Source organism: Mycolicibacterium nivoides, assembly GCF_003855255.1.
Lineage (GTDB): Bacteria > Actinomycetota > Actinomycetes > Mycobacteriales > Mycobacteriaceae > Mycobacterium > Mycobacterium nivoides.
Genome location: NZ_CP034072.1, coordinates 4,665,162 through 4,677,785 on the forward strand (window position 1 = coordinate 4,665,162; position 12,624 = coordinate 4,677,785).

Consider the following 12,624-nt stretch of genomic DNA (forward strand, 5'->3'; position numbering starts at 1 on the left):
CGTCAAGGCCGAACGACCTCGACCATGTCGAAATCGGCTTTCGCCGCGCCGCAGTCCGGGCAGCTCCAGTCCTCGGGAATGTCGTCCCAGCGCGTGCCCGGGGCGATGCCGTCCTCGGGCCAGCCCTTGGCCTCGTCGTACTCGAATCCGCACTGCACGCAGACGAACAGCTTGTATGGCTCGCTCACGTCACTACTCCTATTGCCTCGAAATCGATCTTCTCCCGTACGGCACAGTCGGGGCAGCACCAGTCGTCAGGTACGCCATCCCATGCCGTTCCGGCCGGAAAGCCTTCGCGCGGAGCGCCTTTGGCCTCGTCGTAGATGTAGCCGCACCCGGGGCACCGGTAGGCGCTCATGCCGCGGCGCCCGTGTCGGAAGCCCCGTACCGGGCCAAGACCTTCTCCCGCAACCGCGGCTGGATGTTGACCTTGGTGATGTCGCCGTCGTAGTGCTCCAGCACCCGGTGGTCCATCACCTTGCGCCACAACGGCGGCAGATAGGTGAGCCCGATCAGCGACGCATACCCACTGGGCAGGTTGGGCGCACCGTCGATGCTGCGCAGGGTCTGGTACCGGCGTGTCGGGTTGGCGTGGTGATCGCTGTGGCGCTGCAGGTGATACAGGAACAGGTTGGTCACGATGTGGTCGGAGTTCCAGCTGTGCACCGGCGCGCAGCGTTCGTAGCGGCCGCTGGAGGCCTTCTGCCGCAGCAGTCCGTAGTGCTCGAGGTAGTTCACCGACTCCAACAGGCTGAAGCCGTAGATCGCCTGAATCACCATGAACGGGACCACACCGACGCCGAAGATCGCGATCAGCGCGCCCCAGAACACCACCGACATCGCCCATGCGTTGAGCACATCGTTGGACCAGTGCCACGGCGAGCGGTCCTGCCGGCGCAACCGCTGGGCTTCCAGCTCCCACGACGAGCGCAGGCTGCCGAACACGCTGCGCGGCAGGAATTCCCAGAAGGTCTCGCCGAAACGCGCCGACGCGGGATCCTCGGGAGTGGCCACCCGCACGTGGTGCCCGCGGTTGTGCTCGATGTAGAAGTGGCCGTACCAGGTCTGGGCCAGCGTGATCTTGGACAGCCAGCGCTCCAGCGAGTCACGCTTGTGCCCCATCTCATGTGCGGTGTTGATGCCCACCCCTCCGAGCACACCCACCGACAGTGCGATGCCGATCTTGGCCGGCCAGCCCAGCCCGCCGTCGAACCCGAGCCAACTGAGGTCGGACGCGGTGAACAGGTACGCACCCATCACGACGCTCGCGTACTGGAACGGGATATAGAGGTAGGTGCAGTACCGGTAGTACTTGTCGTTCTCCAGCCGCTCCATCATCTCGTCGGGCGGATTCTGGCCGTCGGGTCCGAACCCCAGGTCCAGCAGCGGCAGCAAAACGTAGAGCAGGATCGGGCCGATCCAGAGCGGCACCTGCGCCGCGGCATGCCAGCCGGCCTGATTGAGCGCCCAGACCAGCGGCAGCATCACGAAGATCGCCGTCGGGGCGATCAGCCCCATGAGCCACAGATGCCGCTTCTTGTCCCGCCACTGCCCGACGTCTGCGACGTCCGGTCCGTTCGAGAGTTCCGCCACCACGATGAGCCTCCTTGTGTGAGAGCTATCACTGCAATGGCTTGACTATATGCGGCAACATGTCGCCTGTCTAGACATTTGCCTATGTTTTGTAAAGAGCTGTGAGTGCGCGGCGTCACAGCCCGGGTACGCGGGTTGTCAATCAGAGTGGTCACGCCGCCCGGCAGGGGCGGTCAAACCGTGGCGACGTCCCGGTTGGCCAGGACCGAATGCCGCCGGCCGTAAGCGAGGTACACCACCACGCCGATCGCCATCCAGAGCAGAAACCGGATCCAGGTCAATCCGGTCAGGTTGAGCATCAACCACAGGCACGCCAGGATCGCCGCGATCGGCAACACCGGCACCCACGGCACGCGGAACCCGCGCGGCAGGTCGGGGCGGGTCCGCCGCAGCACGATGACGCCCGCCGAGACCAGCACGAAGGCGAACAGTGTGCCGATGTTGACCATCTCCTCGAGCCGGCCCATCGGAAACACCGAGGCAGCGATGGCCACCAGCACACCGACGATCACAGTGATGCGGACCGGTGTCCCGTGACTGCCCGTGACGGCCAGTTTGCGCGGCAACAGACCGTCGCGCGACATCGCGAACAGCACCCGGGTCTGTCCGAGCATCAGAACGATCACCACCGTGGTGAGACCTGCGAGCGCTCCGATCGAGATGACCTTCGCGGCCCAGTGCACACCGTTGGCCTCGAAGGCCGTGGCCAGGTTGGCGTGGCCGTCCGGCGCATCGCGCAGCACGGTGTAGGACACCATGCCCGAAAGCACCACCGACACCGCGACATAGAGCACGGTGACGATGCCGAGCGAGGCCAGGATGCCGCGGGGTACGTCGCGCTGCGGATCGCGGGTCTCCTCGGCAGTGGTCGCGACGACGTCGAACCCGATGAACGCGAAGAACACGATCGAGGCGCCGGCCAGCACGCCGTACCAGCCGTAATGACTGCCGGCGGCCCCGGTCAGCAACGAGAACAACGACTGGTCGGCGCCGGTGGCCCCCTCACCGGCCTCGTTCGGCGGGATGAACGGGGTGTAGTTCGCGGCCTTGATGTAGAACGCGCCGACGATCACCACCAACAGCACGACCGACACCTTGATGATCGTGATCACCAGGCTGAAGTGCGCCGACAACTTCGTTCCGACCACCAGCAGGACCGTCACCAGCGCGATGATCACCAACGCGCCCCAGTCGACCGCCAGACCGCCGAAATCCGCGATCCCGCCGCCGAACCCGAACACCGTTCCGAGATAGCTCGACCAGCCCTTGGCCACCACCGCGGACGCGACGGCGAACTCCAGGATCAGATCCCACCCGATGATCCACGCGGCGAATTCGCCGAACGTGGCATAGGAAAAGGTGTAGGCGCTGCCTGCCACCGGCACGGTCGAGGCGAACTCGGCGTAGCACAAGGCGGCCAAACCACAGGCCACGGCGGCGATCACAAAGGCGATCGAGATCGCCGGCCCAGTCAGATTGCCCGCCGTGGATGCGGTGATGGTGAAGATGCCCGCGCCGATCACGACCGAGACCCCGAACACCGTCAAGTCCCACCACGTGAGGTCCTTGCGCAGCCGCGTCGACGGCTCGTCGGTGTCGGCTATCGACTGCTCGACAGATTTCGTTCGCCGAAGGGCAGACATATTCGGTGTTGCCTCTCATCCTGTCCTGGGTCACGCAATGTTCCCACCACGGTGGCGGTGAAACAGGTAGGACTCTCAAACTTCGCCGAACCGTGCCCTGCCGCCCCAGTGGGGTCTACGTCACACTTGGCCCCGATCGTGATACGGTCCCGCGCATGGCTGAGCTCCCCTACTTTGACCTGCTGATCGATGAACGGCAGGACGGCGGCGAAACCGGCCAGCTGTGGGAAAACCAGGTGCACTGGGGCTACTGGGAGGACCCCAGGACCGCCAAGGGCACCCGGGCCGACTACATCGCCGCCATGGAGCAGATGGACCACGTCCTGTTCGCGGCAGGAAAGGTTGCCGACGGGCAGAAGCTGCTGGACGCAGGCTGCGGATTCGGCGGAACCATCCAGCAGATCAACGGCACCTACTCCAACATGGATCTCACGGGCCTGAACATCGATGCGCGCCAGCTCGCGGCCGCCGAGGCCCAGACCAAGCCGGCCAACGGCAACAAGATCGGCTGGGTCGAAGCCGACGCCTGCCAGCTGCCGTTCGAGGACAACTCGTTCGACCGCGTTCTGGCCGTCGAGTGCATCTTCCATTTCCCGTCCCGTGAGAAGTTCCTCGCAGAAGCTGCGCGGGTGCTCAAGCCGGGCGGTTACCTGGCGGTGTCCGACTTCGTCCCGACCCTGATGTTCTTCGGCAAGACACCGATCTGGATGGCGATCCGTCCCAGGATCGCGAAGTCCTACGGAACGCTCGGCAATGTGCCCCTACGAGGCTACAAGTCCATGGGCAAGCGAGCGGGGCTCGAACTCGCGGCGAAGCGCAACATCAGGAAGAACACGTTGCCGACGTATCCGTTCCTGCTCAAGTTCTTCCGTGAGCAGGGGTCGGCGGATGCCCAGAAGACGATGATCGTCGGCACCCGCTGGATGAAATGGCTGTCCAAGCTCGGCCTCATCCAATACCGGGTGTACACGTACCACAAGCCCGCCTGACGGCAGTCAGCTCGAACGAAACCCCTTGACCAGCGGCGCTTGTCGCCGCTTTGTCATGCGTGCGGTCAGCGGTGCGCGAAACGGTTCGGGCAGCGTCAGAGGGTGGGCATGAACTCGGCGAGCGCCAGGATCATGAACACCACCAAAGCGAGCCCGATCAGCCCACCTGCCGGAATCATGGCCACGCACACCGCAACCCACACGAAAAGCCGCGGCCATTCAAAAGGTTGATTGCCCATCACACCGCCACGACGTTCCCGCAGAGCGTGGTAGGCGGCCCACACGCCCGCGCCGGCAGCGGCACACGCGATGATCCGCAGTCCGTCCGGTGTCACCAGCAGGGCGACACCCGCCATGATCGCCACCGCTGTCAGGCGCGCCGTCACAGCGGTGTGAAGCCCGGCCACGCGTGTGATCGCCGAACCCCGATCCGGCTCACCCCGGTAGCGCGGTAACCGCCCCTCGATACCCAACATTCGCCAGATCCAGCGCGACCATGTCGTTCGCAGGCCGAGATCCTCGGCCACCCGCCGAACGTCGGCGGCCGATTCCGCCATCATCTGGCGCGACTGATCACTGCGCCAGAACGCCGCCTTGAAGACCTGGCGCGGAACCCCGAACTGCCGGGCGAAAGTGCGTGGCGGACCGATCATCTCCCCGATCAACCACCGGAGAAAGAATGGGAAAAGAATGGCATACCACGCCCGCTTCAATCGCGTGACGCGTTGCATCCGCTGAGCCAGGAGGTCGTCGGCAAACGAAATGTGGCGAGCTTCCTCGGCCAGATGAATGTAGGTGATCTTGTTCAGAAGCGGCGGTACGTGCGCCGCGCCGCGGTGCTGAAGCGTCTGCTGAAAGTGCAGCGGCTGTTCACCGCACAGCACCCCGATGAAATGGATGATGTTGGCATAACCGCCGATAAAGCCCAGGATCGGTCCAATGAACCGGGAGCCGCGCCGCATTCCTGGCACATCCTCGCCGGTGCGATTGACGAATTCCTGGAACATCTGGATGTGATTGCATTCGTCGATGAGCTCGTGGAGCAGATACTGGAATACCGGTGAACCGTTCGGCATCTTGCCGGCGTAATGCACCACTCCGCGAATCAACATCATTTCGAACTGGAGCGTGACTTTCAGGGTGTTCGCGGTGATCCAGCGGCCCATGTCAATTCGACGCTGCAACGGCTGTTGGGCATACCAGTCCGTCGCCGCGAGCGGGGCACTGTCTGGGTCCAGCTGCCAGCGCGGATCGTGCTCGTCCAACGCGTTCTCGGGTGCGTCCCAGTCGATGTCGACGTAGGGATCGAAGCGCCGACGGACCGTAGCACGAGAGAGGGCCTCCACTCGTTCGAAGTAAAGGTCCCCCGTTGCTGTGCCGTCCGCGTCGCCGACCGTTGTCATTTCCCCATCCGTTGATGTGTGAGTTTCCTTGCAGAGGGTATCAACCTGAGAGCCGTATCACGGCCCTAGCCACGGGATTGTGCCACGAGTTGTTGCAAGTCCGTTAGGTGGGCGGAACCAGCGCTGACGGCGGCATGGGCGCGGACCACCGACGAGAGAGCCGACCGGCGGCGAAGGCGACGCAAGGACCCGCGCGAGGGGCTGCCCGCAGACGATGACAGAAAGGCACACAGAATTGACGTTGCCTCTCATTCGGACCCGGTTCGTGCTCAGTTCGCAGTACCGTAGCCGTCATATGCGCAGGACTCACGAACTTTCGTCGAAACAAGCCGTTGTTGTCGGAGGGAGCATCGCCGGGCTGTGCGCAGCCCGGGTGCTCGCCGACCATTTCGACCGCGTCATCCTCTACGAACGTGACGAGCTGCCGGACCAACCGGTCAATCGCAGCGCCATACCGCAGGGCCAGCATGTCCATCTGCTGATGGCCCGTGGTGCTCAGGAACTGGAAGAGCTGTTCCCCGGATTGCTCCACGACATGGCGGCCTCCGGCGTCCCGGTGATACGCAACCGTCGCGAGTTGATCCACTTCGACGCGGCCGGCCACGTCCTCGAAACCGGACTGGACGACAAGTACGTCGCCTATGTGCCCAGCCGCGGCCACCTCGAATGGCAGATCCGCAAGAGGGTGAGCGCGATGCCCGGCATCGAGATCGCGCACCGAGCCGTCGCACATCCGCAGTACGACCCGGCAGCCGAGCGGGTGACCGGCGTCGTCCTCGACGACGGTGATGTCACGCCGGCCGATCTGGTGGTCGACGCGTCAGGCCGCGGCAGCCGGCTTCCGACGTGGTTGCAGCAGTGGGGATTCGAGCGCCCACGCGAGGATTCGGTACAGGTGGGCGTGACCTACGCCTCGCACCGCGTGAAGATCCCCGACGGCATGATGCCCCAGAAGATGGTCATCGTCGGCGCCACCCGAAACCGCCCACTGGGGATGGGCATGCTGTTCCACGAGGACGGCATCTGGATGGTGACGGCATTCGGGGTGGCCAAGGCCGAACCGCCGCGTGACTTCGCGGAGGTCTGCACGCTGGCCGACGAGCTGCTGCCGCCCGAGATCAGCGCAGCGTTGCGAGCCGGGACTCCCGTCGGCGAAATGAACGTGCACCGGTACCCGACGAGCAAGTGGCGCCGCTACGAGCGGATCAACAAATTTCCCACCGGCATCCTGCCGTTCGGTGACGCCATCGCCAGCCTCAACCCCACGTTCGGGCAGGGCGTGACGATGGCGGCACTGCAGGCCGGCAATCTGCGCCGGGCGCTGGCCCAGGGCATGGACAACGTGATGTGGCGGCTGGCGTTCCGCAACGCCAAGACGATCTGGCCGGTGTGGATGATGAACGGCGCGGCGGACCACACCGAACACGGGGCGCAGGGCGACCGCCCCTGGTGGTACCGGCCGGCGTACGAACTCTTCACTCAGTTTGTCGCCGCAGCCGAGACCGACCCCGTTCTGGCCGAATGGTTCTTGAGCAGAACCAGCTTGCTCGACAGCCTGTATCTGGTGCCGACACCCCGCCTGATCGGCCGTGCGATGCGCAACAACGTCAAGCAGTGGGTCGCCGGGCGCAAGAGCCGAGACGGCGAGGTCAACACCCTCGACACTGTGGCGTGACCGGTACCCGCTAGATCCCGATGGTCACGCGGAACAGTTTCGTCGGCTCGGCGGCGGTCAACCGGATGGGGCCGTCCTCGGCCGCCACCCAGGCCGCCGCGCCGCGCTGCATGGTCAGCTTGTCGTCGTCGGCATAGATCACCGCGGAGCCCTCGGTGCACAGCAGCAGCTGCGGACCATCGTGGTGGGAGTGCACGTCGATCTCGGCACCGATGTGTTCACCGTCGACCGCCAACACGGACACCGCGAACTCCTGTGCGGGCGTCTGATAGATGGTTTCCGCCCCGTCCGTGACGGTTTCCGGACGGAGCCGCTCCTCCGGGGTCGGGGTGAAGTCCAGCACCCGCAGCAGCTCAGGCACATCCACGTGCTTCGGGGTCAGCCCACCGCGCAGCACGTTGTCGGAGTTGGCCATCACCTCGACGCCGACACCGTGCAGGTATGCGTGCAGGTTTCCGGCAGGAAGGTAGATACCCTCCCCGGCGCGCAGGCTGATGCGGTTGAGCAACAGGGAGGCCAGCACGCCGGCATCACCGGGATAACGCTCACCGAGTTCCAGCACCGTCTTGACCTCGGCGGCGAATTTCTTTGCCCCGGAACGGATGTAATGGACCGCTCCGTCGAGAACGGCAGGCACCAGTACGTCGAGGTCAGGCTGCGGCGCGGTGATCCAGGTGGTGAACAGAGCCCGCAACCCGTCGGCGTCGGACTGATCGGAGAGCAGGTTGATGAACGGGTCCAGATCCGAGACCGCAAGTGCGCGCATCAACTCGACCGTGCGGTCCACGGTGCGGAATCCGGCGAGCGCATCGAATTGTCCCAGCGCAACCAGTAATTCGGGTTTGTGGCTCCGGTCGCGGTAATTGCGTACTGGGGAGGACACCGGGATGTCCAGCCGATCCTCGCGGTCGAAGCCCTCCCGGGCCTGCGCGGCGCTGGGATGAGCCTGCAACGACAACGGTTCGTCGGCCGCCAGCACCTTGACCAGGAACGGCAGCGCATCGCCGAATCGGCCGATCGCCACGCTGCCCAACTGACCCTCTGGGTCGTCGTGAACCGCCTGCAGCAGCGACTCTTCACCGTGTTCGGTCTGCAGCCAGGCCGGGTCGCCCGGATGTGCTCCGAGCCACAGTTCAGCCTCCGGATGGATTGTCGGACTGGGCCTTCCGGTGAAATCAGCGATTGCCGTACGCGAACCCCAGGCATAGGTCCGCACCGCGCCCCGTAGCAGATGCACTTCTTATCCTCGAACCAGTTTCAAATATACGGCCGTCATCTCCAAGCGGACAGCCAGAATCGCCAGTTGTTGTTCCGGGCGCCCGGCCGGCAGGGTCGTCTCCGCCGATTCCGGCACATCCTCGGCGCCGATCACCGCGATGTCGTCGAATCCGTTGACGCGTGCCGCCACCGCTTGTCGTTCGGTGTCGGTGATCAATGCGAACGTACGCATGCGGCGCGGCAGCGGTCCGTCGATCTCCTCGTCATGGAACAGCGACCTGGCCCCGGCCGGCCCCACGGCGCCACTGCCTATCGCAGCGAGCACGTCGCCCAGTCCGGCTGCCGCCACCACTTCCCCGGCCAGGCGCAGCATCACGGCTGCCCCGTGCCGGGCCAGCGCCAGGGTGGCCGGATTGTCGCCGGCCAGCACGACCGCGCTGTCCGACATCCGCTCGGCCAGCGTTTTGGCCGGGTTGGTGAACAGCTCTCGCCCGACGCTGTTGCGCAGCGCCTCGGCGTCCAGTTCATCGGCCAGCGCGGACAGATCCACGTGCATCCCCGGATCCACGACATGCAGCGCGGCCAGACCCGCGGCCAGGTACCTGGTCAGCCCGAAGTCGTCGGGCACCCACAGCCGGGGCGCCAGCACCACCGCGCGCCCGGCCGCGATGTCCCGCAACGGCCCCTCGTTGGGCGCCACGATCAGCACCCGGGCACCCCGGCGCACGCCGGTGGCCGCTGCGTTCACCAGGGCCGGATCACCCGGGTCGTCGCCGGCCACGATCAGCACGTCGAGCGCACCGAGCCACGGCGGGGTCTCGGCGGCCACCACGATGGGCGCCGAGATCGACGCGCCCAGTGCGGTGACCAACATGGCCCCGGCATTCTCGGCCGTACCGCGGCCGGCAACCCAAATGACCGTGCGCGGTGGGTAATCGGCGCGCAGCGGGTCGAGCAGACCCTCTGCCAACGCCGCGGCGGTGGCCCGAACCTGGGCTCCCGCCATGGCCGCGGCCCGCAGCAGACCGTTGCGATCGGCGGCGAGAAGTCCGTCGCCGTCGCCTAGATCGACCGTGGCGTCCACGGCGTTCACGGCACCGGCTCGCTCACCCCACGGATCTGTGCCGAAACTCTGTCGACGAGCGCGGCGACGTCCTCGGCGGTACGCGCTTCCACGTTGAGCCGCAACAGTGGCTCGGTGTTCGACGTGCGCAGGTTGAACCAGCTGCCGTCACCGAGATCGACCGTGACCCCGTCGAGGTGGTCGATGGACTGGATCGAGCTGCCGAAGGATCTGAGCACGGCCTCCACGCATGCCGGGGCATCGCTGACGGTGAAGTTGATCTCGCCGGAGGCCTCGTACCGCTGGTAGTCCGCCATGAACTCCGAAAGCGGGCGGTCCTGCTCGCCCAGTGCGGCCAGCACGTGCAGGGCCGCCAGCATGCCGGAATCGGCGCCCCAGAAATCACGGAAGTAGTAGTGCGCCGAGTGTTCCCCACCGAAGATCGCGCCGGTCTCGGCCATCAGCGCCTTGATGTAGGAGTGCCCGACCCGAGACCGCACAGGGGTGCCGCCACGCTCGATCACCAATTCGGGAACGGCGCGCGAGGTGATCAGGTTGTGGATCACCGTGGCACCGATCTCCCGCTTGAGCTCACGGGCGGCCACCAATGCCGTCACTGCCGACGGCGACACGGGACGGCCGAGTTCATCGACAACGAAGCAGCGGTCGGCGTCGCCGTCGAACGCCAGGCCGATGTCGGCACCGGTGGCCAGCACATGGGCCTGCAGGTCGATCAGGTTGGCCGGATTCAGCGGGTTGGCCTCGTGATTGGGGAAGGTGCCGTCGAGTTCGAAGAACAGCGGGAGCACGGTGGCGCCGGGGATCGGCCCGAGAACCGCGGGGGTGGTGTGGCCGGCCATGCCGTTGCCGGCATCGACCGCGATGCGCAGCGGCCGCAGCGTGCTCAGATCGACAAGGGACCGAAGGAAGCTGCCGTAGTCGTCCAGCACATCGCGATCGGAGAGGGCTCCGGCCGGGCCGTCATAGGTGGGCACCCCCGCGATCACCTCGTCGGAGATGACCGACAGTCCGGTGTCCTTGCCCACGGGCTTGGCCCCGGCCCGGCACAGTTTGATCCCGTTGTAGGCGGCGGGGTTGTGGCTCGCGGTGAACATCGCCCCGGGACAATCCAACAGGCCCGAAGCGAAATACAGCTGATCGGTGGAGGCCAGGCCGATGCGGACCACATCCAGGCCCTGGGCGGTGACACCATCGGCGAATGCCGATGCCAGCGTTGGCGAACTCGCCCGCATGTCGTAGCCGATCGCCACCTGCACGGCGCCTTCGCCACGGACCAGACGAGCGAATGCGCCGCCGACCTCGGTCACGAATGCCTCGTCGATCTGACTGCCGACCAGACCTCTGACGTCATAGGCCTTGATGACATCGTGAACAGCCGCCGCTGGCCTAGACATATAGCTCCTTGTGAAACGGAATCGTTGGCGCCAGCCTAACCGTCGGGCGGCGTCGACACGTTCACTACTCTTGGGCCGGTCGTGGTCTGTTCAGGGTTAATCGGTGGGATCCGGCAACACCCGCAGGTGCCCGCGACGACGTCCGTTGGTCTCCGCCGGTCGCGCCTGCGGTGCCATCACCGCGCTGGTACCCAGACCGGTGGCGGGATCGGAGAACCCGGCCACCACCCCACCCCGGGGAACCGCACCGGGCTGGCCTTCGCGGACCGCATCTGCCAACGCCACCAGATCGTCTTCATCGGGATGAGTGGGCAGCGGCCCGGCGTGCCGGACCAGCTCCCAGCCCCGCGGAGCCGTGATACGGCCGGCGTGGCCGACACACAAATCCCAGGAATGAGGCTCAGACACCGTGGCCAAGGGTCCGACCACCGCCGTGGAGTCGGAGTAGACAAAAGTCAGCGTCGCCACGGCATAGTGCGGGCACCCGGGCCGGCAGCAGCGACGGGGAACATTCACGCTCCAGAGATTACTTTGGACGATCGCTGTGCGCCGCCGGACACGCGGCCGTCGGGGCCCCGATCCCGAACCGTTACGATCATCGCCGTGGCCCAGCGGAACCCATGGCGATCGCGCCGCGGCCGCGATATGCGCGGGCCGCTGCTTCCCCGCTCGGTTCCCGGCTGGCGCAGCCGGGCCGAGCGGTTCGACATGGCGGTACTGGAGGCCTACGAGCCGGTCGAACGTCGGTGGGCGTCGCGCCTGCGAGAACTCGACGTCGCTGTCGACGAGATTCCGCGGATGTCTCCGAAAGATCCGGACAGTGTGCAATGGCCACCCGAGGTCATCGCCGACGGACCGATCGCATTGGCGCGGCTGATACCTGCTGGGGTCGACGTCAGAGGAAATGCGACCCGGGCTCGAATTGTCTTGTTCCGCAAGCCCATCGAGCGCCGGGTCAAAGGATCCGATGAGCTCGCGGACCTGCTGCATGAAATCCTGGTGGCCCAAGTGGCCACCTATCTGGGAGTAGAACCGTCAGTCATCGACCCGACGATCGACGACGACTGACACCGAGCGCCACACCCTGCGGTGAGCGCTCCATCGAGCCAGAGCGTCAGATGATGCCGCGTTTGAGCCGGCGACGCTCCCGCTCGGACAGGCCTCCCCAAATACCAAAACGCTCATCGTGCGCGAGCGCGTACTCCAGGCATGCGTCTTTCACTTCGCACCCCAGGCAGATGCGCTTGGCCTCGCGGGTTGACCCGCCCTTCTCCGGGAAGAACGCCTCCGGGTCGGTCTGCGCGCACAGCGCACGTTCCTGCCATTGGTCGTCTTCGGCTTCCGGATCAACATCAATGTGCTCGGGAACCAAACTCAGCTGAGGGCGTCCAGCCTCCCCCAGCGGTGCCGGTGCCGCATTGATGTGCGGTGCGTTGTCCAGTGAGCCGAGTAGCCGGTTGTCGAACCGGACCACACGATCGAAATCGCCGCTCTCATAAGACATTATCCCCCGCCTCCTCACTCGGTCTCGTAGATCCTAAGTGGAGCCCCACTATTGCGATATGCGGTCACCCCATTCGAACAAATGATCGAATCTCGGTCTGCGACACCGGAATCAGTCACCG

13 protein-coding genes are annotated in these 12,624 nt (G+C 65.6%); 3 read left to right on the forward strand and 10 right to left on the reverse strand.

Annotation, left to right across the window (positions count from 1 at the left end; translation table 11 throughout):
* Window positions 1-2 precede the first annotated feature (2 nt).
* From EH231_RS22655 to EH231_RS22670, 4 genes are all read right to left on the reverse strand, one after another.
* Window positions 3-188 carry a rubredoxin gene (locus tag EH231_RS22655; RefSeq protein WP_044516687.1) on the reverse strand — a complete coding sequence of 62 codons (186 nt, stop codon included), beginning with the start codon at window positions 186-188 and terminating at the stop codon, window positions 3-5.
* Window positions 185-358 carry a rubredoxin gene (locus EH231_RS22660; protein WP_090432712.1) on the reverse strand — a complete coding sequence of 58 codons (174 nt, stop codon included), beginning with the start codon at window positions 356-358 and terminating at the stop codon, window positions 185-187. The genes EH231_RS22655 and EH231_RS22660 overlap by 4 nt, the downstream gene beginning before the upstream one ends.
* The gene (locus tag EH231_RS22665; protein ID WP_234941323.1) at window positions 355-1,518 is read right to left on the reverse strand and encodes an alkane 1-monooxygenase; all 1,164 of its coding nucleotides are present in this window, start codon (window positions 1,516-1,518) and stop codon (window positions 355-357) included. Before EH231_RS22665 ends, EH231_RS22660 begins: the two co-directional genes overlap by 4 nt.
* A 248-nt stretch (window positions 1,519-1,766) precedes the next feature.
* Window positions 1,767-3,236 carry an amino acid permease gene (locus tag EH231_RS22670; RefSeq protein ID WP_090432708.1) on the reverse strand — a complete coding sequence of 490 codons (1,470 nt, stop codon included), beginning with the start codon at window positions 3,234-3,236 and terminating at the stop codon, window positions 1,767-1,769.
* Between the two features lie 155 nt (window positions 3,237-3,391).
* On the opposite strand from EH231_RS22670, the gene EH231_RS22675 reads away from it, so the two are divergent.
* Window positions 3,392-4,225, forward strand: a complete 834-nt coding sequence (locus EH231_RS22675) for a class I SAM-dependent methyltransferase (RefSeq protein WP_090432706.1) — start codon at window positions 3,392-3,394, stop codon at window positions 4,223-4,225.
* A gap of 95 nt (window positions 4,226-4,320) precedes the next feature.
* Here EH231_RS22675 and EH231_RS22680 read toward each other — a convergent pair whose 3' ends face one another.
* On the reverse strand, window positions 4,321-5,628 hold the full coding sequence (locus EH231_RS22680; protein ID WP_090432704.1) for an AurF N-oxygenase family protein: 1,308 nt from the start codon (window positions 5,626-5,628) through the stop codon (window positions 4,321-4,323).
* 295 nt (window positions 5,629-5,923) lie between these two features.
* Here EH231_RS22680 and EH231_RS22685 point away from each other — a divergent pair, with 295 nt between their 5' ends.
* Window positions 5,924-7,303, forward strand: coding sequence for an FAD-dependent oxidoreductase (locus EH231_RS22685; protein ID WP_090432702.1), 1,380 nt, complete (start codon window positions 5,924-5,926; stop codon window positions 7,301-7,303).
* Between the two features lie 10 nt (window positions 7,304-7,313).
* Here the strand turns inward: EH231_RS22685 and manA are convergent, their stop codons facing one another.
* The 4 genes from manA to EH231_RS22705 all read right to left on the reverse strand — a co-directional run bounded on the left by manA (window position 7,314) and on the right by EH231_RS22705 (window position 11,515).
* Complete coding sequence (manA, locus tag EH231_RS22690) at window positions 7,314-8,540, reverse strand: mannose-6-phosphate isomerase, class I (RefSeq protein ID WP_090432700.1); 1,227 nt, start codon at window positions 8,538-8,540, stop codon at window positions 7,314-7,316.
* Between the two features lie 3 nt (window positions 8,541-8,543).
* Window positions 8,544-9,614 (reverse strand): TobH protein, encoded by a 1,071-nt coding sequence (locus EH231_RS22695; protein ID WP_090432699.1) that lies wholly within the window; start codon window positions 9,612-9,614, stop codon window positions 8,544-8,546.
* On the reverse strand, window positions 9,611-10,999 hold the full coding sequence (locus EH231_RS22700) for a phosphomannomutase/phosphoglucomutase (protein WP_090432697.1): 1,389 nt from the start codon (window positions 10,997-10,999) through the stop codon (window positions 9,611-9,613). Before EH231_RS22700 ends, EH231_RS22695 begins: the two co-directional genes overlap by 4 nt.
* Window positions 11,000-11,095: 96 nt before the next feature.
* Window positions 11,096-11,515 carry a DUF3499 domain-containing protein gene (locus tag EH231_RS22705; protein ID WP_090432695.1) on the reverse strand — a complete coding sequence of 140 codons (420 nt, stop codon included), beginning with the start codon at window positions 11,513-11,515 and terminating at the stop codon, window positions 11,096-11,098.
* Between the two features lie 129 nt (window positions 11,516-11,644).
* Here EH231_RS22705 and EH231_RS22710 point away from each other — a divergent pair, with 129 nt between their 5' ends.
* Window positions 11,645-12,067: a metallopeptidase family protein gene (locus EH231_RS22710; RefSeq protein WP_090432693.1), complete on the forward strand. Its 423-nt coding sequence runs from the start codon at window positions 11,645-11,647 to the stop codon at window positions 12,065-12,067.
* Window positions 12,068-12,113: 46 nt separating this feature from the next.
* Here the strand turns inward: EH231_RS22710 and EH231_RS22715 are convergent, their stop codons facing one another.
* Window positions 12,114-12,377, reverse strand: coding sequence for a WhiB family transcriptional regulator (locus tag EH231_RS22715; protein WP_170856463.1), 264 nt, complete (start codon window positions 12,375-12,377; stop codon window positions 12,114-12,116).
* Window positions 12,378-12,624: the final 247 nt, after the last annotated feature.

Bases quoted from the DNA above. Each gene is read 5' to 3' on its own strand.
- EH231_RS22665 (WP_234941323.1), bottom strand. From the start codon at position 1,518: ATGGGGCTGATCGCCCCGACGGCGATCTTCGTGATGCTGCCGCTGGTC.
- EH231_RS22675 (WP_090432706.1), top strand. From the start codon at position 3,392: ATGGCTGAGCTCCCCTACTTTGACCTGCTGATCGATGAACGGCAGGAC.
- EH231_RS22710 (WP_090432693.1), top strand. From the start codon at position 11,645: ATGCGCGGGCCGCTGCTTCCCCGCTCGGTTCCCGGCTGGCGCAGCCGG.
- EH231_RS22685 (WP_090432702.1), top strand. From the start codon at position 5,924: ATGCGCAGGACTCACGAACTTTCGTCGAAACAAGCCGTTGTTGTCGGA.
- EH231_RS22660 (WP_090432712.1), bottom strand. From the start codon at position 358: ATGAGCGCCTACCGGTGCCCCGGGTGCGGCTACATCTACGACGAGGCC.
- EH231_RS22700 (WP_090432697.1), bottom strand. From the start codon at position 10,999: ATGTCTAGGCCAGCGGCGGCTGTTCACGATGTCATCAAGGCCTATGAC.
- EH231_RS22670 (WP_090432708.1), bottom strand. From the start codon at position 3,236: ATGTCTGCCCTTCGGCGAACGAAATCTGTCGAGCAGTCGATAGCCGAC.
- EH231_RS22680 (WP_090432704.1), bottom strand. From the start codon at position 5,628: ATGACAACGGTCGGCGACGCGGACGGCACAGCAACGGGGGACCTTTAC.